Source organism: Microcoleus sp. FACHB-SPT15 (assembly GCF_014849525.1).
GTDB classification, from domain to species: Bacteria; Cyanobacteriota; Cyanobacteriia; order Cyanobacteriales; family Coleofasciculaceae; genus Symplocastrum; species Symplocastrum torsivum.
The window spans coordinates 110,472-134,362 of record NZ_JACJNU010000031.1 but is presented as its reverse complement, the minus strand read 5'-3'; the positions used below and the strand labels follow the sequence as shown (position 1 = coordinate 134,362).

Below are 23,891 nucleotides of genomic sequence, written 5' to 3'. Positions count from 1 at the left end.
TTATTTTACTCCTTTCGGAGCCAGAAGATTACCCATTCTCCTCTCCCCCTGCCATCTCAACAGAGGCATTCTTAGAGCGGGAAGGGAGTAATTGCAGGGAACGAGAACCTGCGGGACATTGGATTTCCGATGAACCTGCTATAGGTGCAGTTGGCATTGCTGGGGGGGAAGTTGAAGGTTGAGCGGTTTCACAAATCTGAGCAACTGTGGTTACTTTCCCATTGACTTGAGTGACAAATACAGCGCTTGTGTAGCTAGGAAGCTGAGCCTCCTTGGCAACGGCTGTGATCATCACATTTTGCGTATTATCTCCCTGAGGTACAATTTGGTAGCGATAAGACTCAGTTTCTGTTCTGAGTCCAATGCTGACTTCTTCTATTTCTCTAGCAAATTTCCCTTGCTCCAAATAATGTGCCTGTTGCACTTGGGTTAGAGCATACATATAGTTTTTTGCTTCATCTTCTGGTTTTTGGGCACCCTGATTGATCAAATTCTCGAAAGCTTCTAGCTCAATTACCTGAATATTCTCAGGTACGGTTGTTGCTTCAGATGCTTTGTCAAATAGTGGTGTGTTGGGTTGAAATGCAGTTGGTCTGGATTGTCCCGGTGTAAGTCCATCTAGATCTAAGCGCAACTTCCCATCAGCCGTAAATTCAAAAATCGTTAAAGCAGTTTGCTCAGGACTTAGTTGGATATCAAGCTGCATCGGCTGAGTCGCGGGATTAACTCGGTAACCAACCTTGAGTGCAATAGAAGATCCATCAGGTGCTGGCAGCACAAAAAATAAATTGTTGTCCGGCGCAAAAATAAATGTGAATAGCTTATCTGATGTCGGGTCTTTGGCTTGCCACTGCCCTAATAATTGTTTTGGAACGGTGTCGGCTTCCGACGTGTCTTGAGTCTGAGCGAGTGGGGTTGATGAGGGCACTTGAGCATTTACGGATGTTCCTAGTACACCTAGTAGTGCTACAAGTAATCCTGAAGTGATTAACTGGCGAGAAATCCCAAATCGCCGTGAGGGGTAAGGCAGTAGCGCCACTAGGCTAAATTTTGCTTGGCTATTGCTAACAGGCGATACCTGTACCCAGTGTGAACGTGTAGGAAGTTTAAAAGTAGTACGACTCATGAAACTACAGTCTAGGAACTCACTGGATTTTAACAGCCAATGCTGTTAGTCTGCTTCACAAGTGATATCCGCTCATGCCTGATAAGGCTTATGACAGAGGGATGCCGCCATAAGCCCTAAGTCTTATAAGGTGCATCGGATGTTTAGGAGAGTACAAGGGATAGTACAAGCAATCAGACCCAATATCAATTGCCTACATTCGCATCAATTAAGGTTGATAGAGCCGTCTGAGCAAAGGTTGCACCCTCTGGTGACTGTTCAATAGTTGCCATTAAGCTTGCGCCGCCGATAAGCAGCAAATACTGCCGCGAGAAAAAGTCAGGGTTTTTGATGCCTGCCTCGGCTGCTAATTGCATAATGATTTGGCGAATTGACTCCCGTAAATCGATTGAAACCTGATGTGCTTTGTGTGAAGCATCAGCAATTTCCAGAACGGCATTGATGAACGGACAGCCCCGAAAGTTCGGACTAGCGTACCATTCTCGCAGCACGTCAAAGGTAGACAATAACCGTTCTTTCGGTGTATTGCCACGCTCGGATACGGCTGTCTCAAACCAGCATATCCACTGAGCGGCACGATAGTTCATGACTTCTTCGATTAACAAGTCTTTCGACGGAAACCATCGATATAGCGTCCGCTTAGCAACTCCAGACTGTGCAATCACTTCGTTAATGCCCACATGCTGAATGCCCTTTTGGTAGAAGAGTTCAGACGCTGTTTCGAGAATTTGCTGTCTAGCGTGACTGGATTCAGTACTCATAGAAAGTAGACAAGTTTGTCTCCATCACCATACAATAGCATTTTGATGAGGTAGACAATTCTGTCTACTCTGTACCTTTGGAGGCAACTGCCAATGGACTTCCCTATTTACACTACCGATACCGCTCCTGAAGAGTCCAAAGCCGCGTTAGCTCAGGCGAAAGAAACATTTGGATTTATTCCGAATCTTGAAGGGATTTTTGCCCAAGCTCCATCACTACTAAAAGGCTCGATGGCACTGTGGGACTTATTTGAAGCCACCAGTTTCAGCCCCGTCGAGCAGCAAGTGATCTACCTAACAGCAAATTATGAACACGAATGTCATTACTGTATGGCAGCCCATTCTGGCTTAGCGAGGATGATCGGTATGTCGGCTGACGATATTCAGGCGCTCCGTGACGGAACACTTCTGAGCGACCCAAAATTACAAGCCTTGCGGCAGTTCACCCAACGCCTGATTCAAGCGCGGGGTTGGTTAGATGATCGTGAGATTGAAGCATTTTTAGTAGCAGGTTATACCCAACAGCAAGTGCTGGAAGTCATTCTTGGAATTGCGATTAAGATCATGCACAATTACACGAATCACATCGCCAAAACGCCGCTCGACAAACCTTTCCAACCTTATGTTTGGTCAAAGCCTGCACTTACTGCCTAAATCGCATTCAAGCTAGCTAGAGAGGCAATTGCGTTCTGGTTGTCGTGTGCAATTGCCTTTAGTTCTTTTTATAGCCATCAGCAGTCAGCTTTCAGCGGTCAGCTTTGGGTCAAATCGGCTCTAGTTAACGGGACTTGGCTCCCCTTAATGTCCTAACATTCGTGGCTACTGCTATACCGACGAAAAAGTAGTCACTTACTGTTTCAAGCGATCGCATCTTCAAAAAAGCCGGTTTGCAGTAAGCGTTCAGCTTTAAAACAAAAGCTTCCTCACTGATAGCTAAATCCAAAGGCTATGAAACTCGGCTATTGATGTAGTAATCTCTCGTCCCTTTAGCATTCAGTGCTTCTCCTAGCCGATTCAACGCATGAATATAAGCTGCTGTCCGCATCGGAACTGCCAGTTCCTGAGAAATTGACCAAATACGGTTACTTTCCTCGACAATCTTCTGCTTTAAACGTTGATTGACTTCTTCAAGTGTCCAATAAAGTCCACTGCGGTTTTGCACCCATTCAAAATAGCTAACGGTAACTCCCCCGGCATTCACCAGAATATCAGGGAAAACGTAAATTCCTTTGGCTTCTAAGACTCTGTCAGCCGCAGACGTAACAGGGCCATTCGCCGCTTCAAAGATATACTTAGCATTGATCGTATTGACATTTTCCTCAGTAATTTGATTTTCCAAAGCAGCGGGAATCAAGATATCAACATCTAAGGCTAAAAGTTCCTGATTGGTGATGACTTCATGTTCAACAATGTTGCAAACGCTGTTCCTACAGTAAACAGCTTTGACACCATTACCTGCTGCTTTATAGTGTCGAATGCTAGGAATATCTAACCCATTTTTAGCGTAAATTCCCCCTTGGGAGTCACTAATCGCAACAACTTTATAACCAGCTTTGGCAAGGAGTTCTGCCAGCACAGCACCCGCATTACCAAAGCCTTGAATAGCGACAGTTGTCTCTTGGGGCACCTGCTCAAATTTGGGCATGATCGATTCAATCACAAAAAAAGCACCTGTCGCGGTAGCACCGTCACGCCCAAGGCTACCTCCCATTGTGATCGGTTTGCCTGTAACAACGGCTGGACTAATTTGACGGCGAATGATGCTGTATTGATCCATCATCCAGCCCATGATCATTGCATTGGTGTAAACGTCAGGTGCGAGAATATCAACATCAGGGCCAATGAAATCTGCGATCGCATCTATATATCCACGACTCAGGCGTTCTAATTCCAGCTTTGATAAAGCTTTCGGATCAACAGTGATTCCGCCTTTTCCTCCTCCAAATGGAAGATTCAAAGCAGCACATTTAAACGTCATCCAAAAAGCTAATGATTGCACTTCATCCAAGGAAACATTGGGATGGTAACGTACACCCCCTTTTGCCGGGCCTCTTGTATCGTCATACCGAACCCGATAACCTTGAAAAACCTTTAAAGAGCCATCATCCATCCGAACTGGAATCGAGACACTCAAGCTCGATTTAGGATACTTGAGGTGTTCAATGGCATCATCAGAAATCGAAACATATTTCAGAGCGGCTTGCAATCGTTTACTGGCATCAGAAAATAATGAATCAGACATCCTGCTGTTTCTCCTGTTACATAACTGGGCTAGGAGAGAAGGGTGCATTTACAGGAAAGTATTGGCGCAAGCTTACTCTTGCCTTCGCTAGAGTGTTCCATCGCAAGCGTTTGCTTGCGCCTATTCCCACTCTCCTTAAAATGGAAAGGTTTAATCACCAGAACCTAGCACTAGTTAAGTGTGTTTAGTTTTTTGTGGTACACGAAGCTTGTTTCAAACGCTATTAATTGACTCGAATTTGAGCCAACTAACCGTCTGTTTCCCCTTCTCTATAAGGAGAAGTAACTGTTAGGCAAGACCAGTGCTTGCTAAGTGTTTCCCTATAAATTCATTAAATCACAAAATCTGTATATTTAGCTACATTTCGCAAAATAAATCCTGGAAACTTAGACTGCAACTGGGATTGCGGGTTATTTGGCTAAATTTTTTTGCTGAATTCTGACGAGCTAGGGGAGATTAGCTCTGCTTGATTACTCATTATTAAAATTCATCAAGAGTGGTCATTTGGCGAGGAAAAGGAGTTTATTATGGTAGGTGATTAAACGGATTTGGTAGGGTGAGCCGTTTAATGGGTGATAATGCGATCGCCTGAATAGTCTCTACAAGTTCAGTTCCGTTAAGCGACTCAAAGAGAGCTGCCACGGGATTGAAATCACCAAGACACACGATTGCTTCACTAACTACTACACTAAGAAAGCAGACTTAGAACTCTTAACTCGGTGGTTTTCCAACCGGATTGAGAGTATCTTTTCGCGTGAGCCATAACTCAAATGTGGGATTAACTAACTCAATTGGGTCGTAGCCACTAAGCAACCATGATTGAACTCTTAGCCGCCCTCTCCGCATCGGCAGCGGCAGGAATGAGAATAGCCCTGCCTCTTCTCGTCATTGGTTTGTTACGAATAGATAGTCTTTGGGCTAGCGTACCGCTCCTGTCTCAGATTAATCCTTCAGTTTTACTTGGTATCCTCACCACTTGGTCAGTATTTGAGCTATTTGCATCTAAGCGGCTTTTGGGGCAGCGTGTGTTGCAAGTCATCCAGCTATTGTTAAGCCCCCTAGTAGGAGCCATTATGGGCATTGCCGTGGCTCGATTTGCGGATACTCCAACAGCACTAATCTGGATAGTTGGTATCATCGGTGGTTTACTCGCGCTTGTACTCCAACTCGTTCAAGTCGGTTGGTTCTTTCGCTTGCGAGGCTTGCCGTTATGGGTTGTCTTTGTTCAAGATGTTTTGTGTGTTGCGTTGGTTATCCTGGCTTTTGATGCGCCTCAACAAGGAGGAATTGTTGCTTTACTGCTACTGTGGCTCGCGATTCGTAGCTCTAAGCAGTGGCATGAGTGGTATACAGAAAAGAATCGCACTAAAAAGCGCCGATTCCGTCGCCATATCCCAGATGAGCGAACGAAGTGATTAACCAGTCTTGATATGACTTGCATAAATTTTCGGAATCAAGCCTATCGAGTAGCGAAGCACTACTGGCACGGAACTCAGCGAACCGCTTCTCCTGAAGAAACCTTAGAACGAGTTCGACCCTATTTTAAATCCATTGGGCTAACTCGTATTGCTAATGTTACGGGCTTAGATAGAATTGGCATTCCAGTTACGATTTCCTATCGCCCCAATAGCTACAGTGTTGCTACTTCCTCCGGCAAAGGAACCACTCTTGAGGAAGCAATGGTTTCAGCAGCAATGGAGTCGATTGAACTTTACTGTGCTGAAACGAGCAACTTACCGGAAATTGTCCTTCCCTATGCTCAACTAGCAAAGCATTATCAAGTCATTGCCTTAGAACATTTACCGCTACGCGAGAACTCACTCTTTAGTGTCAAGCGACCCGAACAGTGGTGCTTGGGTTGGGATATTGTTAATCAAAATGAGGTGGCTGTTCCCATTCAGTCCGTTTCAATGAACTACCACAGGTATTGGTACAACGATTTTTCCAGCCTAGGTTCATTTGATATGGGTTCTAATGGCTTAGCCTCTGGCAATCATTTTTTGGAAGCTGTCAGTTCAGCGTTGTATGAAGTGATTGAGCGAGATGCTGTCTCTTGTCACTTAGAAGCCTTATTAAAAGGGTATGGAATACCGAGAGTGCCTGTAGAAACAATTGAGTATCCTCTGGTTTTGGAGTTGTTAGCCCAGTTTGAATCAGCACAGATAGTTCCAACTCTGTTTGACTGCTCGGTTGATACGGAAGTACCTGTGTATCGAGCTTATGTTTATGATCCAAGTGGCTATGCACCTAGTAGTCATGGTTATGGCGCTCATCTAGATCCAGAAGTCGCTATGGTGCGAGCGTTGATCGAGGCAGCTCAAATCCGTGGCATCCTAATTTCAGGAGCAAGAGATGACATTTTTCATCAATACTACACACTGCTGAGAGGACAAAGTAATCGAGGCTCTCAAGCTGTTTATCTTGAATCCCATTCACCAACCGTAGAGGCAACGCAGACATCGCAAGCTACTCCTACATTTGAGGAAGATATCGAAATTCTCTTGAAAAAACTGAAGCAAGCAGGGCTAGAGCAGGTGATTGTGTTCGATTTAAGCCCGCCAGATTGGAATATATCTGTCGTTCGGGTGATTGTGCCAGGGCTGGAAGCCTCGTTTCACAGAAAGTACAATCCAAAACAGCGTGCGATCGCGTTTGCAGAACGTCAGTATGCAGCGAGTATGGAATCAAAAGCTGGGCTTACTCGTGAAGCCGATACTCATCTACCAGCAGGTGGCGCGTTTTAATCGTAGCGACAAAAAATCGTTATATTTTTAAGGACATCTCTGGTTGAATTCTCGTCCTTCTGACAGATCTACCAGGATTACTAAGCCTGATTAAAGGAATTCAGCGAAATAGCGTAGAGAATTTGAGACATATTGCTGAGGTAAAAGCTTCTCGTGGAAGGAGAAAATTTTAGGTGGCAAACACGCCAGAAGTATAACTAAGCTTCTGCTCATGTGTAATCAACAACTAATCAGGGCTGAATTTACAAGTTACTACTTGCAATTATGAACTGTGTAGATTTAGAAATCATTCCGAACGCTGAAAGCTTAGTTATCCCAGGACTCACTTACATTCCTGACTACATTAATGATGATGAACACAATCAACTGTTGGACATTGTAGACCGACAACCATGGTCAACTGACTCTATAGAAAAGACAAGAAAAATTCAACAACACGGGTATCGGTTAGATTATCACAAAGACTTCCTTGTTGCCTCTAGCTACTTAGGCGATTTGCCAGATTGGGCAGACAAACTTGCTACTAGATTCTTCAAGGAGGGTTTAACCTCAACGGCTCTCGATCAAGTCACTGTTAATGAATATCAACCTGGACAAGGTGTAAGAAGCCATATTGACTGCGTAACCTGCTTTGGCAAGACAATTTTTGCGCTAAGCTTGGGAGCGTCGTGTGTGATGGATTTCACTCATTCTGTAACCAAAAGCCAAGCTTCAATTTTGTTAGCTCCCGGAAGTTTACTGGTCTTAAAAGCAGCAAGTCGATATGTTTGGCAACATAGGATTGCTCCTCGTCATAAAGATAATTATGAGGGTAGAGAAATTATTAGAACGAGGAGAATATCTCTCACATTCAGGGAAATATTGTTTCCTCATAAGTAACGCTCTATCTAAGAAAGCGATCGCAACTGAGTAAGGAACTTAAAGCAAATTCATTGAGCTAAATTTAACTAGCATACGACCAAGCTATTGATAACCCCTAACAAGCTTTGAGGAAACAGCAAAGTGCTGGATAGCCAATCCTGTTAATATTAACAGTATGAAAAAAATTGTCATATTTTTAGGACCATCTCTTCCTTTAGCCGAAGCAAAGGAAATTCTGGATGCTATTTATCTTCCTCCAGCAAAGCAATCAGATTTAATAAGTGCTGTCACTACTTATAAGCCAGATATTATTGGTTTAATTGATGGACTCTTTATGACTTACCCCTCAGTATGGCATAAGGAGATTTTGTATGCTCTTGAACAGGGAGTGGCAGTTTATGGAGCCAGCAGTATGGGCGCGTTACGAGCCGCTGAAACCGAGGCTTTTGGGATGGTTGGAGTTGGTGAAATTTACCAATTGTATGCTAGTGGAGAACTAATTGATGATGATGAAGTGGCATTGGTTCATGGGCTAGAAGACACAGGATATCGTCCTCTATCAGAACCAATGGTAAACGTTCGAGCAACGTTTCGCCGTGCTAAAGACGAGGGAGTTATTAGTAAAAAGCTATTTGAACAACTAACAGCGATCGCTAAATCTATATATTTTCCTAAACGAAGATTTCCTGCCATCTTTTCTAAAGCGGCTACGGTTGGCATATCACAAAAAGAACTAGAGGGAATAGCCAATTTTGTCAAGGAAAAGTATGTAGATATTAAGCGTCAAGATGCAGTGTTGCTTCTTAAAACCCTTCGGGATTTACGTGAATCTCTACCTCAGGCAAGTTCAAAGTTTGACCTTGTTAAGAATCAATTTTTTTCAAGCCTTTATTATCGAGATCGGACAATACAACGGAATGATACGGCTGTTCCTCTAGGAGATATTGCTGGGTATGCCGCATTACATCTACCTGACTTTAATGATATCAATCTACAAGCTTCCAATCGAGCTTTAGTGCAGATTTTGGCAGGGATTTTAGATATTAAAGTGTCTCAGGTAGAGGTGGATAAGGAGAGTCGGCGCTTTCGTTCCCGTTATACTCTCCGTGAGGAAAGTGCCTTCCTAGAGTGGCTAGAGCAAAATGATCTCACTCTAGAGGAATTTAATCAGCTAATGTCTGAGATGGCGTGTTGTCGTCGCTTACAGAATTGGTTATTCACGAGAAAAGCCAATGAGACAAATACAAAGATTGTATTAGATGAATTGCGATTGCAGAATCGTTATCAAGAGTGTGCTGAGGCTGCTGCCAAAAAAGAACAACTGGTTGAAAAATATTATCCTGACTTTAGTGAAGAAAAGTATGATGATCTAACGATGGCGCGGCTAGCGATTGAGCATGAACGTTCTACTAGTTGCTCAATCAGTTTCCGTGAGGAGTCGGTGAATGAGGCAGGTTTTCTGTCTGGTGACTTGCTGAAACTAGAACTAATGCGATCGCATCTTGCCAGGAAAGCTTTGCAAAATCGTCAAAAGCTTGAGCGTTCAACAGAGCAAAGCCCATAATCATCTTTAGATGAACAACGCGCTACGACAACAACTATGCCAAGAAGAGGGCAGAAATCCTCAACCCCGTTTGGCTCAACTGGCGCAATCGGTTTAAATTTTAAGTTGAGATCAAACTCAGGAGTGATAGAGGCTACTCTGCGGTTTGGTAGGATAACCAAAATACGATAAGGAGTTTATCAAGTTATGCATTTATTAATGGATGTCGGAGTCGAGGCAGCACCTCATTTTCCAATCTCTGCTACTCTTGTGTATGTTGTGGGCTTTATCGCCGCTGTCACTATTGGTTCAATTGCTTGGTATAATTCCAAGCGTCCTGTAGGCTGGGAAAACAAGGAACGTCCTGATATTGTGCCGAAGGTAGATAAAGAAGAGACTCCTGGTCTCTAAAGAATCTAAAGAAGAAATAAGTTTAATTACATCTAACTGCCTCAATTTCTTCCTGCCTCTTGTAGTGATTTAGAGGCAGTTAATTTATTTGGCAAAAATAGATACTGATGGTCAGTTGTCGCTAAAAGCCAATTCAAAATGTTTTTTGAGCAACCTATCAAAGCGGCATGGCTCATTGGCTGCCATGTAGCGAATTTGGCAGCTTGATAAAGGGCATTAATGAAAAATTAAAATTCCCTTAATGTTTGAATCTCGGCTTGATTACTCAGGTAGTGCCGCGTAATCACTACTTCTCAGGCGTCTGAGCAACCAGTCAAATCTGGCTTTTGCCAAGGGCACGTTATCGATCATTTCAGGCGATAAATCTTCTACATTGTTATCTTCATTCACTAGTTGATCTTTGGCATAACCGAGATATCTAACCGTACCCCGTAGCCGGGTGGATAGAAAAATTGCGATCGCACGATAGAAGCGCGAGGCAAATCCCTGATCTTCTTGCAGTTTCTCAATCAATAGCTGTCGAGGTATGGATAACACGAGCGAGGTTTCCACCGCTTGAACCGTTGCCGAGGGAGGACGAGCATCAGCAAAGGACATTTCCCCAACTACCGCGCCACTCGTTAAACGAGCAATGGTTTTACCTTCCAGAGCAGAGACAGATACCGATAAGGTTCCCTCTAAGAGAATGTGTAGCGTATCAATCGCTTGACCTTCCTGAATCAGGACAGTACCCGCCTCAACCTCCTCTCGACGACCGCTAGAGACCATCCAATCAATGTCATCATCGTCCAGTTCACCCAGTAAAAAGAATACTTTTTTCATGACTGACTTCTTTCTCACTCATCGTGGTTGCAGGAGACCGTTTGTAACTTCCTGAGATGCCCTGATTCCAATGTTTTCTTATCTTAGATTTGAAGTCGCTGATTAACCACATCGTTCACTACCAGTTTAGGGTCGTCAGGAACCAAACTTATTTTTTAATTTTTAGTAGCACCTACATTCTAGTGTTTGCCTAACTGAGGAAGATCCAGGAGTACCGACTCCAGACCCAATAAACAAGTCTGAGGCAACCTGCCCTCTCTCAATTCCTCCATTCGTATGACCTTATCCTGACTCGTCACACACTTCAATCTCTGCCACGGGCAAACATGGTCTTTCCAGTGTAGTAAAACTGTAGTATTGATGTAGCCTGTAGGCGATCGCAATAGAGTGTGTCCTTTCAAGAGCGAGAGAGCTTCGCCATGCAGGCGAACCTTAGAGGGATTATGCTAAAGCGAGTCAAGACTCAAGTTTCGACACTACTACTCTCAAGGTCGCTACGATGAAGTTACACCTACTTGTCTTGAGACGGTTCACCAGGAAATTGCTGGGTCAGAATGGGTGCTTTTTGATCAGAGTTCTTATATGCCCCATCTGGAAGAAACCGAACGATTTATGCAGGTGTTGAATGAGTTCTTGAGCCGAATTAAAGTATCGGCTGGATCATGAAACAATCGACTAAGCCTTTAGATAGAGATATTATCAGGCAAGTTCTCAACCTGATTGCCATTCTTGCCGCCTTTGGCGTGAATGTTCTGGCGAATGTCGCCCCGTTTAATGGACTGACAATTGGAGAAATCTCTAACACATTCTTCAGAGATGTTCTAATTACGCCAGCAAATTATGCTTTTGCAATCTGGGGACTGATTTATTTAGGGCTAATTAGCTTTGGAGTCTATCAAATACTCCCTGCACAGCGACAGAATCCCCATCTGCGTCGGATGGGATATCTGTTAGTAGTGGCTTGTCTTGCTCAGATAGCCTGGGTGTTTTTCTTCCAGTATCGACAGTTTACACTCTCGTTGGTGGCAATGCTGGCGATTTTGCTGCCTTTGATTGGAGTTTATTTGCGTGTCGGGATTGGACATACACGAGTCTCCCGGAATGAGAAGTGGTTTGTTCACATTCCCTTGAGTATCTATCTTGCCTGGATTAGTGTGGCAACAATCGTTAATGTAGCGACAACACTGTACAACTTAGGCTGGAGTGGTTGGGGTATCAGTGCCGAAGTGTGGACAGCGATCGCATTAATTGCAGGTGCTGCGATCGCGTCTATCGTGAGTATCCAACGAGCTGATATTGCCTTTGTCCTAGTTATTGTTTGGGCATTTATCGCTATTGCGGTGCGTCAGGCGAACATACCAGCAATTGCTATAACAGCAGGAGGGTTAGCCGTTGCACTTGTCTTGTTACTCCTATTTAGTGTCCTACGTCGCCGAAAGCCGAGCCTAAATTCCAATGAGTAGGGACATTTTCAGCAACAAAGAAAAGTTCTTTGATTTGTGGGCACCGAACTATGATTTCTTGTTCACTACGGTGTTCTACCAAGCTGTTCACAAACGACTCTTAGAATACGTTGAACTGCCTGAGCAACCGAATGTGATTGACCTCGGCTGTGGTACTGGTCGTCTCTTAAATCGTCTTGCAACGCAGTTTCCCACACTCCGAGGAACTGGACTAGATTTATCGGCAAAAATGCTTCATCAAGCCCAGCAAGGCAATCGACACAAAGAGCGTTTAGTTTACAAGCAGGGAAATGCAGAGTCTCTCCCATTTGCGGAAAGTCAATTTGATGCTGTTTTTAATACGTTGAGTTTTCTGCATTATCCAAACCCCCAACAGGTTTTTCAAGAGGTTAATCGAGTACTTTGTCCAAGTGGGAAGTTTTATTTAGTAGATTTTACAGTTAGAGAGTGGAAAGGGGCTAATTTTCTGCCACTTTCTTCTGGTGGCATTCAATTTTATAGCACTCAGCAACGAGAGCAATTTGGTTTAGTCGCACATCTAAAATGTTTGGATCATTACTACCTTTTGGGTTCTGTAGTACTAAGTATTTTTAGTAAGTAGTTTATAGCCGTTTTCAGTTGGATGAAGTGTGGCTCAGATGTGTGAAACAAGATCGCCTTTTGCAAATTCCTCTTCCTGAAAATAAGCAATCGCGTTTTGAGTTTAAAAAGATGCTCAAAACGGATTGCACGATAAGCCACTGTAAAACGGCTAAAAAGCTATAACTGCCTACAGCGTTAGTGATTGTGGATCGGTTTCAATCAACTTCGCCAAGTCTTGTAGGAACGCTGCTGCATCAGCACCGTAGATGATGCGATGGTCACAGGTAATATTTACCTGCATCTGACGCCGTACTCCCATCATGCCCTCTGCGGTTGCCACAACTTGTGGACGTGATGCCCCAATCGCTAAAATTGAACCCTGTCCTGGTGGCAAGATCGCATCAAAGCGGTCAACACCAAACATTCCTAAATTGGAAAGGGTGAAGGTGCCAGAGCTATATTCTGCTGGTTGCAACTGCTTGAGCCTAGAGCGTTCTACCAAGTCTTTCCAGTTCCGAGACAGGGAATAAATATCTACCTGATCAGCATTTTGCAATACAGGTGTAATCAATCCACCGTCTGCCATTGCCACTGCTACAGCAATGTTGATTGAACTGTGATACTGAATGCCCTGATCTGTATAACTGGCATTCACTAAAGGATGTTTCTGCAACGCCACTGCCACTGCCTTGGCAAGCAGCGCTGTCATCGTCACGCCTTTGGATTTGATTTTTTTGTATAGACTATCCAGTGCATCGGTGGTGATGGTGTAACCTACGCGGTATGTAGGTACTTGGAGGCTGGTAACCATATTCCGTACCACTGCATTTTGCAGCGTATTTAGTGGTACGACTTCACCAAGCGGCGCAGTAGTGGAAGCGGCTGGCGCAGGTGCGGCGGCGGGTTGGGGTGCGGGGGTAGCTGGGGAAGGAGCGGTTGGTGCCTTGGCGGGGGCTGTTGTCACAGCGGCTGGGGCAGGTGTCGGCGCACTGCTTTTGCCAGCAGCGGCTTCCACATCTTCAGCAACAATCCGTCCGTGGGGGCCACTACCTTGTAATCCGCTTAGATCGACCTTTAATTCCTTGGCTAACTTCCGCGCACGGGGCGAGACAACAATTCGACCATTACGACCATTAGGAGTATCTTGAGCGGCTGGCGCAGCGGCTACAGGTTCTGGTGCAGGTGCTGTTTCCTTGGGTGCTGGGGTAGCAGCCGGGGCTGAGCTGTTGGCTTGTTGTTTGGCTGTCTCAATTTCTGCTTCTGTTTCTGCCACAAGCGCGATCGCAGCACCGACAGGAGCAGCTTCACCCGCAGGCACTGTGATTACTGCCAAATAGCCTTCATAAAAGGACTCTACGTCCATATCCGCCTTATCCGACTCAACCACTACCACGGTTTCGCCTTTTTCTACGCGATCGCCTGGGGATTTCACCCAAGAGACTATTTTGCCTTCGGTCATCGTGGAACTGAGGGCGGGCATGAAGACTTCGTGGATCATGGGGGGTATTCCGAATCAAGTTGGCGTGGGCTAGCAAGAACGTTTGCCAGCTTGCATTGTAGCTTGAGGAATGCCTTGGGGACTAGGGAGTGTTTCAACTACCCCGACTTACTCCGCTCCACCCTGAGGCGTGAGACGTGTACCAATGGGTGGACTGTATAACTGTTTACTGTGAACAATCCGCCTCCAGGCGGTCTTCCTCCTCTTTGACACGCCGATAACACTCGCAGCTAACTGCTTCCAAACCTTGGTGATCGAGGATAGTCATCTGTCCGCGACTGTAGCGAATCAGCCCTGCCTTTTGAAGCATACCCGCTACTACCGTAACGCTGGCGCGGCGTACTGCCAGCATTTTTGCGAGAAAATCATGGGTAATCGGAAACTGGTCTGAGTGTACGCGATCGCACGTCATCAGTAGCCAACGGCAGCAGCGCTCTTCTACTGAGTGGTGGGAAATGCAGGCAGTCGATTGCGAAAGCTGGAGCATCAATGTGTTGGTGTAGCGCAGTAGCAGAGCGTGAAGCGGGCTGTCTGGCTTGACCAAATTTTTGAAGACATCTGTTTTCATTCTCATTGCTTCGCCTGGAACCTGCACAATTGCCTCGTGGAGGCTTGTCTCGACTCCTAGGAAAATGGGGAGACCAACCATTCCTTCATTGCCCACCACAGCGACTTCGGCTGCCGTACTATCTTCCAGAATCGTGACTAGAGAAACTACGCCATGATTAGGGAAATAGACGTAATCGATGGGGTTTGTGGCTTGGTAGAGAACTTCCTTAAAAGGCAGTTCAACCCGTTCCAAGTTGGGCAGAAGATGTGCTTTGAACTCACTGGTTAGAGCGCTCAGGAGGCGGTTTTCAACAGGTGAGCGAGGCGGGTAGACAAGAGACATCAAGACACTCCTTAAGCCAGTTGTATTTAAAAAAGACAACTTACGGCACAAGGGGCGGTTTTAAGATTCCGTTTCCGATGTCAAAAGGTGAATATTCTAAAGAACAAGCTCTACGGCTAGTTGCTTACATTGTCATCTTAACAAACTTAGGTTGTACATTGGCGTACATTAGCGCTATGATTAGTTGTGAGTACCATAACGTACTTAAAAATTGCCGTTGCTACCGCTTCGGAGGAGCCAGTAGGCAAAAAGAGCCATTTAGGTAAGCGCTGAGGAAGTTTGACAAAGTTCCAGAGGTACAGCGCCCTCTTTAATATCCCTAGCTCCGCCCTTCCTACAACATAGGCTTCGGACTCTCGATATCATCCACTCACCAGCATCATTAGGTAAGCCTTAAGCCATAAATAAGTTTTGTCTGACTTCTTCCCGAACTATCTAGTAACCAAGGTTTTATAACGTTCTCCAGGTGGCAATCTGCAAAGTTTTGCTGTCTGAGTTGAGATTCGTTCGTGTAGAAACAAGGCTTGTACTTCAAGGAATAATTCAGGTTGAAAGCCGTGGCGGATGAATGGCATTCACCGCTTGCTTTGCCTACTTTAGCGAAGGAGCTACTCACTCAATTAGCCGAGTTATTAAATGAATAAAACATCTTGGAAAGATACTGAAGAGTTTTTTACGTCTTACTTGGAAAAGAAGGGAATGGCTTGGTGGGTTGAAATTATCACCGCGCCGCCCAAGTGCATCTATTACTTTGGACCTTTTGCAAGTAGCTACGAAGCTCAATTGTCCTCAGGTAGTTACATTGAAGATTTAGAACAGGAAGAGGCGCAAGTAATGGCTGTCGATATCAAACGCGGTCAGCCAAGAGAGCTAACAATTTTTGAGGATGAATTGGTAAAGGTTCTTCAGCAGAGGCTTGAACCCGTCACCTCCAGCTTTACTGAAGCTTGGGTCGGTTAAGCTGTAACACATTTAAATGGCTTGTTGAGACTTTCGGGGAGATGGGGTGATCGTTGGTTGCCTCATCTTAAAGTCATGCAGTTTAGATGCACATCAGCTTAAGGTTTTAGAACACTTAATAACAAAAAAACAATCAATGACTACGAATTTAAATAAGCAACAAAATCAGCTTCTTATTGAGACATACTTTAGCACAACTAGTAATAAATTTGATTTTAATGAATGGGCTAGTGAAGTAAGAAAACAGATGATTGCTTCACTAGAAAAAAGACGTATTAAAAGAGATAAAAAGTGATGATTCTAAGCAATTTTAATTAATTTCAACAACAATTACCAGGCTTAAGAATGAGTGTTCAAGAGTTAGATTCACTCAATCAATCAGATGAACCCGCAAGAGAATGGGCTACTAAACTTCAAACGGCTCATAACTGGGCAGAAGTCTTGATGCAACTGAGCCAACTAAAAGTAGATTTCAGAGATGAGGTTTGGAAGTTTTGGCAACTGGATATATTTGGGGAATCCGATTTCCCATCTAAGGTAAAGGCAGAAGAGAGTCAGGAGTTACACCCCTAAATTTCTTTCACAAGGCAGCAGTGTAGGGGATAGGAATTTTCATCTTTTTTGTGAGCGCAGCGCATAGGCGACTGTCTTGAAAATTAAAGCAGAGGGCAAAAGGCAGACGGAGTAAGAAAAATTTTCGTTCCTACTCCTGCGGAGAACGCTACGCGAATGTTGTGAGCTTTCGTCTCATGGTGCCGGTGCCTAGCTTGAAAGTCGGGATAAAGAGATGTGTGTACACCGTAGGTGCTGATAAAGCGGGGGGTGGAGGGAGCTGAATTTGATGGGGAAGGCAAGAAAACCCGCTCAGTCCCGATTTTCTAGACAGATTTCAGTAACAATAAGCTCTAGAAGCTCTGCTTGGGAAAGCTTGTTTGCTCAATCAATTCCTTACGACCAAGCCTCATGCTGAAGTTATGCCGCCGTTTGTTGAGCAAGATTAATCCGCATCGTAGTCTCAAAGCCCGTTTGGGACTGGCAACTGGTGGTATTGTCTTGTTGCTCTCAACCGTACTGAGTCTGTTAGTTGGATACACGACAAGCACTCAGCTAGAAACTACGATTGGGCAGTATGCAGGAGAAATCGCTTATCAGATGGCGGATAAGCTTGACCGGGGAATGTTTGAGCGCTACCGCGATATTCAAATTCTTGCCAGCCTCGACCCGATTCGTGAGTCAAATTACCCTTTAGCCGCGAAGCGATCGCTACTAGAAAAGCTACAAAGTACTTATCCCGACTATGCCTGGATTGGGTTGACAAATCAGCAAGGTGTGGTTTTAGCAAGTACTGGAAAAGTTTTAGAAGGTGTAGATGCATCCAAACGTCCATTCTTTGAAGGGGGACGTGTAGAACCTTACGTTGGTGATGTCCATGAGGCTTTGCTGTTAGCGAAGCTCTTGCCCAATCTGACTGGAGAACCCTTACGATTTGTTGATTTAGCCGCGCCTGTGAAGGATACTCAAGACAAGTTTCAGGGTGTAATTGCCGCACATTTGAGCTGGGCATGGGCGACTGAAGTTGAAAAATCGCTACTCCAACGGCTTGGGGAGTATCACAACGTTGAAATCTTTATTCTCAGTCAAGATGGCACAGTTTTGTTGGGACCAAAAGCGTTTCAGGGGCAGAAATTGACTCTGGCAAGTGTACAAGCCGCTCGTGCCAATCAAAACAGTTATTTGATTGAACCTTGGTTAAAAGAAGGAAACTATGTAACAGGATTTGCGAAAACTCAAGGTTACAGGGACTATCCGGGTTTGGGATGGTTGGTGCTGGTGAGACAGAAAGCAGCAGTTGCCTTAGCACCAGCGCGATCGCTTCAATCTCAAGTCTTTGCCTGGGGAATTGCCTTAGGCACACTCTTTGCAATCTTAGGCGGGTTGAGCGCCAACCAAATTGTTCGCCCAATGCTCAGGATTGCCGCCGCAGCAAACCGCATTCGCCAAGGAGATGCGCTGGCTAAAATCCCGCTAGTACGTGGACAGGATGAACTTGCCGTCTTATCTGAATCACTGAGACACTTAGTCTCTACCTTAAATGACCAGCAGCGAGAGCTAATTTCCCTCAACGAACAGTTACAACTGGATATCACCCAGCGCAAACAGGCAGAGGAAGCTCTCCGGCAAACGAATGAGCGCTTGCAACGGTTATTTGATTCCAACCTGATTGGTGTTGCTTTCTGGAATATTGAGGGCTTTATTGTGGATGCCAATGATGCCTTCCTTCGCTTTGCTGGCTACACTCGCGAAGAGTTTGCCGCGATAGGGAGACTGGATTGGACAGAGTTTACGCCTCCAGAGTACAAGCACTTGGATGATCATGCGATCGCAGAAACTCTCTCGGCTGGAGTTTCCAATATTTACGAGAAGGAATATATTCACCGGGATGGTAAACGAGTACCGATTGTTCTAGGGATTGCACTACTAAACGATTGTCAGCGCGAGGGAGTTGCCTTTGTGTTGGACATCACCGAGCAAAAACGAGCGGAACAAGAGCGTGAGCAACTCCTGAGTCGTGAGCGACAGTATGCCAAGCAACTGCATGGGTTAACCGAAGCTGCATTAGTCATGAATTCGGTACTCTCTATTGAAGACGTATTGAGAGTGATTACCGAGCAAGCACGGGCAATCATCGGCGCACACCAGTCGGTAACAAGTATGACTATCGACCAAAACTGGGCGCAGGCAATCAATAGTGTTTCACTTTCAGACAAATATGCAGTATGGCGAGACTATGATGCAAAGACCGATGGATCGGGGATTTATGCCTGTGTCTGCCATCTGAATCGTTCGATGCGGTTGACTCAAGCAGAACTAGAAGCTCATCCAAAATGGCGAGGATTTGGGAAGGAAGCTGGAAATCATCCACCAATGCGCGGCTGGCTAGCTGCACCCCTTAGAGCGCGAGATGGTCAAAATATTGGTCTAATTCAGTTATCTGATAAATACGAAGGCGAATTTACCGAAGAAGACGAAGCAATTATTGTCCAGTTGGCGCAGATGGCATCGATTGCGATTGAGAATACTCGGTTGTACGAAGCGGAACAAAGCGCCCGCACTCAAGCAGAGACAGCTAATCGCCTCAAGGACGAGTTTCTGGCGGTTCTCTCCCATGAATTGAGGACTCCGCTCAATCCAATCTTAGGTTGGTCAAAACTCCTGCGAACGCGCAAATGTGATGAAGCAACGACAACAAAAGCTTTAGAAACGATTGAGCGCAATGCCAAGTTACAAACTCAACTGATTGAGGACTTGTTGGATGTCTCTCGAATTCTACGCGGTAAGCTGACGCTAAATATTGCTTCCGTTGACTTGGTACCCACGATTGAAGCTGCTATTGAGACAGTACGGTTGGCAGCGCAAGCCAAGGCGATTCAAATTCAAACAGTGTTTGATCATCATGCAGGGCAAGTTGCAGGGGATGCCAACCGCTTACAGCAAGTCTTTTGGAATCTGCTCTCGAATGCAGTGAAGTTCACGCCCCAAGGGGGACAGGTGGAAATCCGGCTACAGAGGGTTGGGACGGAGGCTCAAATCCAAGTGAGTGATACAGGTAAGGGTATCAGTCCTGAGTTTTTACCCTATGTCTTTGATTACTTCCGTCAAGCCGATAGTACAACAACAAGAGTCTTCGGTGGGCTGGGTCTTGGTCTAGCGATTGTTCGCCAGTTGGTAGAACTGCACGGTGGAACTGTCTGGGCAGAAAGCGCTGGTGTTGGTTGTGGTGCAACGTTTACGGTGAGGCTTCCACTGATGGCTGTTGAGTCAGATAGTAGCCAGGAAAATGAGTTAATGAGCAGTTCTCCCAATCTTGAAGGGGTACGGGTTCTTGTTGTGGATGATGAGGTAGACACCCTTGAGTTGCTGGTCTTTATGCTGAAAGAGTATGGGGCACAAGTGCGTGGTGTTACGGAAGCTAGCGAAGCACTGTTGTTGATTTCCGAGTGGCAGCCAGATTTGCTATTGAGTGATATTGGGATGCCGAATGTCGATGGCTATAGGCTGATTCAGCAAATCAGAGAATTGGAGTCAAAGTTAGGAAGACAAATTCCTGCGATCGCACTTACTGCCTACGCTGGAGAGACTGACCATCAACAGATACTCGCTTCTGGGTTCCAGAAACACGTTACGAAGCCAGTAGAGCCAGCTAAGTTGGTAAATGCGATCGCTAGCTTAGTTGAACACCAGCAGGGTAAGGAGCGATTCTATTCACCCTAGAACTGATCACCTACCCCATTGAAAGATAGTAGCGCCCCACGTTAACCCCGCACCGAAGCCAGCAGCCGCAATAACATCACCCGATTGAATCTGACCCGCCCGCACCGCTTCATCCAATGCCAGGGGGATAGAAGCTGCCGAGGTATTGCCGTAGTGGGCAAGATTACTCAGAACTTTCTCTGCCGGAATATTCAGACGTTGGGCAACAGCATCGAGAATCCGTTGATTCGCTTGGTGCAAGAGCAGCCAGTCTACTTCATCGGTGCTAAGGTTTGCCCGGAACAGCGCTTTTTCTATCACTTCCGGCACCTTTTGCACGGCAAAACGATAAATTTCCTTGCCGTTCATGCTAATGGGCTGATAATTGCCTTGGCTAACTGTAACGCCCTCGACAAGTTCTCTTGTTTGTGCTTTGAAGGCTAACTGGAGAGATTTATTTAGGGTGCCATCGCTGCGGAGTTCAAACCCCAAAAAGCGATCGCTTTCATTCACCTGCATTACTATCGCCCCAGCACCATCACCAAATAATATACAGGTACCTCTGTCTGTCCAATCGACCCAGCGTGAGAGAATATCTGCCCCGATCAGCAAGACGTTTTGGTAAACCCCCGTGCGAATAAACTGAGCGGCTGTCACCATCCCAAAAACAAACCCAGAGCAAGCGGCTGTCATATCAAACGAAACCGCTTGAGGTGCCCCTAGAAGGTGCTGAATTTGGGTTGCTGTACCAAATAAATCATCCGGCGTTGAAGTTGCCAGGATAATCAAATCCAAGTCGGTTGGCGCAATCCCTGCCATTGCGATCGCCTTTTGAGCGGCTGTAGATGCGATCGCACTTAGACATCCTTGAGCATCAACCAAATGCCGTTCCCGAATTCCCGTCCGAGCCGTAATCCACTCATCAGACGTCTCAACCATTCGCTCAAGTTGATGATTATCGAGAGCAACTTCTGGTGTCGCCGAACCGCTCCCCGTAATGGCAATACCTAGCCCTAATTGATTCAACACTGCTCTCCATTAGTTGCTGAACGATGCACACACTCAAGGTTGAGTCGGTAAACAGCAAGGATTAATAAACCAGCCGCGAGTAATCCTGCTACCAAAAAGCAACTACCCAAGCGGCATTCTAGCTGCTTACTCCTCACTTCCCTGAGCCTTAGCTGCTGGTTGCTCTTCACTCTTGAAATCTTTAGACTGAATTCGCTCCAGTACCTGATTATCAATCGCTTCTTTCGCCAAGCGAATCGAATTAAAAATCGCTGGCGCTTGGGAGCTACCGTGACTAATAATACAAATTCCTGCAACCCCTAGAAGTAATCCTCCCCCATGTTCCGCATGATCGATGCGCTGCTTAATCCGCTTGAGGTTAGGTTTTAGAAGCGCTGTACCCAATTGACCTGATAATCCTTGGGGCAGTTCCTCTCGGAGGATTTGCAGCACTATCTCACCTACCGCTTCGGCAAACTTGAGTAAGACATTGCCGACAAAGCCATCGCAGACAATCACATCAAAATTTCCGGAGAGAACATCTCTACCCTCAGCATTGCCGATAAAGGCGACTCTCGGATTCTCTTGCAACAGTTGATGCGTGCGAATCGCTAAATCATTCCCCTTACAGCTTTCCTCACCAATATTCAGCAGCCCGACCTTGGGTTCATTAATCCCCAGCACATACTGGCTGTATATCGAACCCATTATTGCAAACTGCTCTAGATACTTAGGACGACAATCGACATTCGCCCCCACATCTAGGACAATCACGGGTTTACCCGCCACCATTGTTGGAAATACTGCCCCAATTGCCGGACGGTCAATCCCTTTTAAGCGCCCGATGCGTAGTAATGCCGCCGCCATTGCTGCCCCAGAGTGCCCAGCAGAAACCACAGCATCAGCTCGTTTCTGCTTAACCAAATCCATTGCCACATTAATCGAAGCCTTGGGCTTGCGCTTCAAGCTCACCAATGGCTCCTCATTCATCTCAACGACTCCCTCAGCCGGAACAATTTCCAGCTTGTACGAATCAGTGTGTTGCTTGAGGGAGGATTCAATGGCTTGAGGATCGCCCACTAACAAAACCTCTACGCCTAACTCCTCCTGTGCCCTAATAGCGCCAGCAACGATTTCGGCGGGGGCATGATCCCCTCCCATAGCGTCAATTGCGATCCGTGCGCGAGTCGATGCCATTACTCAAAATGATAGAAACCTTCACGCATTCTACCAGAAGCCCTCCACGCAACATTAAACCTGATGTGATCTGCCTGACATTGAATAAAACTCAGTAAAGAAAACTTTTCAGGATTGCCATCGACTCTTTAAAATAAAGCACCGGGGAGGAAGGATAGTGATGTTACAACGATTTGGCTCTGGATTACTTGCATCAGGATTTGTGGCTCTACTGCTCAAGGTCGTGGGACTCTCACCTGCGGCGCTCAAGCCCGTCCAACTGCTGGAGTGGCAAGATCTACCTGTCTTTGCCTTACCAAGTGAGCCAGACCCAGTTGCTGAGGTAGCGATGCGCCAATCGCTTAAAGATTGGAGTATTAAGGGCCCAACAGCGAGCCAAGGGGTGTGGATGCAGTCAGGGATGACAAGATTGGCAAATCATCAAGGGACTGTTCCTCTTCCTGCCGCTTCGCTAACCAAAATTGCCACAACCTTGGCAGCCTTGGATAAGTGGGGGCCGGCTCATCAGTTTGAGACTGTCGTTAGTACAACGGGAGTGGTCAAGGACGGGGTAGTTCAAGGAGATTTGGTGATTACGGGCAGTGGCGACCCCTTCTTTGTTTGGGAAGAAGCGATCGCCTTGGGAAATAGCCTTAATCAGCTCGGTATTCGCCGCGTTACAGGGAATTTAGTGGTTACTGGCGAGTTTTACATGAACTACCGCGAGGAACCAGTAATATCGGGTCAGCTACTCCAGCAAGCCCTCAACTCCAGCCTTTGGACACCCGCAATTGCCACTCAACACGCTGTGATGCCAAAAGGGACAGCAAAACCCCAAGTTGCGATCGCAGGTACAGTGAAAGTCGCAACCATTCCTCTACCCAAAAAATTCCTAATCTTGCGTCACCGTTCAGTGTCTCTGACTCAAATCCTTAAGGAGATGAACATCTACAGCAACAATGTCATGGCTGAGATCTTGGCAAAATCAGTCGGCGGGGCAAAAGTAACCGCTCAACTAGCCGCAAACTCTGCTGGTGTCCCCCTTGAGGAGATTCAATTGGTTAATGGTTCTGGGTTGGGTGTCGATAATCGAATTTCGCCTCGTGCAACCTCTGCCATGTTGATGGCGGTTCAACGCTTTTTGCAACCTCACCAACTTGATATTGCTGATATTTTCCCGGTTGCGGGACGCGATAAGCGGGGAACCATGCAAGCGCGAAACTTTCCCATTGGTACTGCCATCAAAACCGGAACTCTGCGAGATGTAAGTGCCCTAGCAGGTGTCATGCCAACACGCGATCGCGGTGAGGTTTGGTTTGCGATCATTAATCGAGGTGGTGATGTCGATGGCTTTCGGAGGCAGCAGGACGAACTGCTAGGACGCCTGTCAAAGCAATGGGGTACCTCACCCACCGTTAACGCTAGTACAACGACCGCACCCGCGCTTCTCGGCGATCCCAAGCGTAATGAAAAGATTTCTGGATTCCAAACCCAGCTTTAGACCAGAAACTTTAATCCGGAATTGCCTATCGTCCAGTCCCTAACCCTGCC

General features: G+C 46.0%; 22 protein-coding genes. 13 read left to right on the top strand and 9 right to left on the bottom strand.

What is annotated here, in order from left to right:
- Positions 1–28 precede the first annotated feature (28 nt).
- Together H6F98_RS11270 and H6F98_RS11265 are read right to left on the bottom strand one after the other, a co-directional pair.
- On the bottom strand, positions 29–1,126 hold the full coding sequence (locus H6F98_RS11270; protein WP_192218777.1) for a type IV pilin-like G/H family protein: 1,098 nt from the start codon (positions 1,124–1,126) through the stop codon (positions 29–31).
- Between the two features lie 185 nt (positions 1,127–1,311).
- Positions 1,312–1,887 carry a TetR/AcrR family transcriptional regulator gene (locus tag H6F98_RS11265; protein ID WP_192218776.1) on the bottom strand — a complete coding sequence of 192 codons (576 nt, stop codon included), beginning with the start codon at positions 1,885–1,887 and terminating at the stop codon, positions 1,312–1,314.
- Positions 1,888–1,980: 93 nt separating this feature from the next.
- On the opposite strand from H6F98_RS11265, the gene H6F98_RS11260 reads away from it, so the two are divergent.
- Positions 1,981–2,541 (top strand): carboxymuconolactone decarboxylase family protein, encoded by a 561-nt coding sequence (locus H6F98_RS11260; RefSeq protein WP_192218775.1) that lies wholly within the window; start codon positions 1,981–1,983, stop codon positions 2,539–2,541.
- A 292-nt stretch (positions 2,542–2,833) separates the two neighbouring features.
- Here H6F98_RS11260 and H6F98_RS11255 read toward each other — a convergent pair whose 3' ends face one another.
- Positions 2,834–4,129 carry a Glu/Leu/Phe/Val dehydrogenase gene (locus tag H6F98_RS11255; protein WP_192218774.1) on the bottom strand — a complete coding sequence of 432 codons (1,296 nt, stop codon included), beginning with the start codon at positions 4,127–4,129 and terminating at the stop codon, positions 2,834–2,836.
- An 815-nt stretch (positions 4,130–4,944) separates the two neighbouring features.
- On the opposite strand from H6F98_RS11255, the gene H6F98_RS11250 reads away from it, so the two are divergent.
- The 5 genes from H6F98_RS11250 (at position 4,945) to psb35 (ending at position 9,688) form a co-directional block, all read left to right on the top strand.
- Positions 4,945–5,544, top strand: a complete 600-nt coding sequence (locus tag H6F98_RS11250; protein ID WP_192218773.1) for a DUF4126 domain-containing protein — start codon at positions 4,945–4,947, stop codon at positions 5,542–5,544.
- 15 nt (positions 5,545–5,559) lie between these two features.
- Positions 5,560–6,873: a YcaO-like family protein gene (locus tag H6F98_RS11245; RefSeq protein WP_192218772.1), complete on the top strand. Its 1,314-nt coding sequence runs from the start codon at positions 5,560–5,562 to the stop codon at positions 6,871–6,873.
- A gap of 264 nt (positions 6,874–7,137) precedes the next feature.
- On the top strand, positions 7,138–7,752 hold the full coding sequence (locus H6F98_RS11240; RefSeq protein ID WP_192218771.1) for an alpha-ketoglutarate-dependent dioxygenase AlkB: 615 nt from the start codon (positions 7,138–7,140) through the stop codon (positions 7,750–7,752).
- A gap of 157 nt (positions 7,753–7,909) precedes the next feature.
- Entirely contained in the window at positions 7,910–9,298 is a 1,389-nt protein-coding gene (locus tag H6F98_RS11235) for a TfuA-related McrA-glycine thioamidation protein (protein WP_192218770.1), read from the top strand.
- Positions 9,299–9,484: 186 nt separating this feature from the next.
- A complete protein-coding gene (gene psb35, locus H6F98_RS11230; RefSeq protein WP_192218769.1) occupies positions 9,485–9,688 on the top strand; it encodes a photosystem II assembly protein Psb35 in 204 nt (67 codons plus the stop codon).
- A 261-nt stretch (positions 9,689–9,949) separates the two neighbouring features.
- Here psb35 and H6F98_RS11225 read toward each other — a convergent pair whose 3' ends face one another.
- On the bottom strand, positions 9,950–10,510 hold the full coding sequence (locus tag H6F98_RS11225; RefSeq protein WP_192218768.1) for a cyclic nucleotide-binding domain-containing protein: 561 nt from the start codon (positions 10,508–10,510) through the stop codon (positions 9,950–9,952).
- Between the two features lie 662 nt (positions 10,511–11,172).
- On the opposite strand from H6F98_RS11225, the gene H6F98_RS11220 reads away from it, so the two are divergent.
- On the top strand, positions 11,173–11,973 hold the full coding sequence (locus tag H6F98_RS11220; RefSeq protein ID WP_192218767.1) for a TspO/MBR family protein: 801 nt from the start codon (positions 11,173–11,175) through the stop codon (positions 11,971–11,973).
- Positions 11,966–12,574: a class I SAM-dependent methyltransferase gene (locus H6F98_RS11215; protein WP_192218766.1), complete on the top strand. Its 609-nt coding sequence runs from the start codon at positions 11,966–11,968 to the stop codon at positions 12,572–12,574. The genes H6F98_RS11220 and H6F98_RS11215 overlap by 8 nt, the downstream gene beginning before the upstream one ends.
- A 168-nt stretch (positions 12,575–12,742) precedes the next feature.
- On the opposite strand, the gene H6F98_RS11210 is transcribed toward H6F98_RS11215, so the two are convergent.
- Both H6F98_RS11210 and H6F98_RS11205 read right to left on the bottom strand, forming a co-directional pair.
- Complete coding sequence (locus H6F98_RS11210; protein ID WP_192218765.1) at positions 12,743–14,053, bottom strand: dihydrolipoamide acetyltransferase family protein; 1,311 nt, start codon at positions 14,051–14,053, stop codon at positions 12,743–12,745.
- Between the two features lie 166 nt (positions 14,054–14,219).
- Positions 14,220–14,945 (bottom strand): Crp/Fnr family transcriptional regulator, encoded by a 726-nt coding sequence (locus H6F98_RS11205; RefSeq protein ID WP_192218764.1) that lies wholly within the window; start codon positions 14,943–14,945, stop codon positions 14,220–14,222.
- Between the two features lie 636 nt (positions 14,946–15,581).
- Between H6F98_RS11205 and H6F98_RS11200 the strand changes: the two genes are divergently transcribed.
- The 4 genes from H6F98_RS11200 to H6F98_RS11185 all read left to right on the top strand — a co-directional run bounded on the left by H6F98_RS11200 (position 15,582) and on the right by H6F98_RS11185 (position 20,177).
- The gene (locus H6F98_RS11200) at positions 15,582–15,905 is read left to right on the top strand and encodes a DUF1816 domain-containing protein (protein WP_192218763.1); all 324 of its coding nucleotides are present in this window, start codon (positions 15,582–15,584) and stop codon (positions 15,903–15,905) included.
- A 136-nt stretch (positions 15,906–16,041) separates the two neighbouring features.
- On the top strand, positions 16,042–16,200 hold the full coding sequence (locus tag H6F98_RS11195; protein WP_192218762.1) for a hypothetical protein: 159 nt from the start codon (positions 16,042–16,044) through the stop codon (positions 16,198–16,200).
- A gap of 50 nt (positions 16,201–16,250) precedes the next feature.
- Positions 16,251–16,478 (top strand): hypothetical protein, encoded by a 228-nt coding sequence (locus H6F98_RS11190; RefSeq protein ID WP_192218761.1) that lies wholly within the window; start codon positions 16,251–16,253, stop codon positions 16,476–16,478.
- A gap of 390 nt (positions 16,479–16,868) precedes the next feature.
- Positions 16,869–20,177 (top strand): ATP-binding protein, encoded by a 3,309-nt coding sequence (locus H6F98_RS11185; RefSeq protein WP_192218760.1) that lies wholly within the window; start codon positions 16,869–16,871, stop codon positions 20,175–20,177.
- A gap of 6 nt (positions 20,178–20,183) precedes the next feature.
- On the opposite strand, the gene H6F98_RS11180 is transcribed toward H6F98_RS11185, so the two are convergent.
- The 3 genes from H6F98_RS11180 to plsX are packed head-to-tail and all read right to left on the bottom strand — an operon-like array spanning position 20,184 to position 22,361.
- Positions 20,184–21,182, bottom strand: a complete 999-nt coding sequence (locus H6F98_RS11180; protein ID WP_199348419.1) for a beta-ketoacyl-ACP synthase III — start codon at positions 21,180–21,182, stop codon at positions 20,184–20,186.
- A complete protein-coding gene (locus H6F98_RS11175) occupies positions 21,179–21,322 on the bottom strand; it encodes a hypothetical protein (protein ID WP_192218758.1) in 144 nt (47 codons plus the stop codon). Before H6F98_RS11175 ends, H6F98_RS11180 begins: the two co-directional genes overlap by 4 nt.
- Positions 21,312–22,361 (bottom strand): phosphate acyltransferase PlsX, encoded by a 1,050-nt coding sequence (plsX, locus tag H6F98_RS11170; RefSeq protein WP_192218757.1) that lies wholly within the window; start codon positions 22,359–22,361, stop codon positions 21,312–21,314. Before plsX ends, H6F98_RS11175 begins: the two co-directional genes overlap by 11 nt.
- A gap of 160 nt (positions 22,362–22,521) precedes the next feature.
- On the opposite strand from plsX, the gene H6F98_RS11165 reads away from it, so the two are divergent.
- Positions 22,522–23,841, top strand: a complete 1,320-nt coding sequence (locus H6F98_RS11165) for a D-alanyl-D-alanine carboxypeptidase (protein ID WP_192218756.1) — start codon at positions 22,522–22,524, stop codon at positions 23,839–23,841.
- Positions 23,842–23,891: the final 50 nt, after the last annotated feature.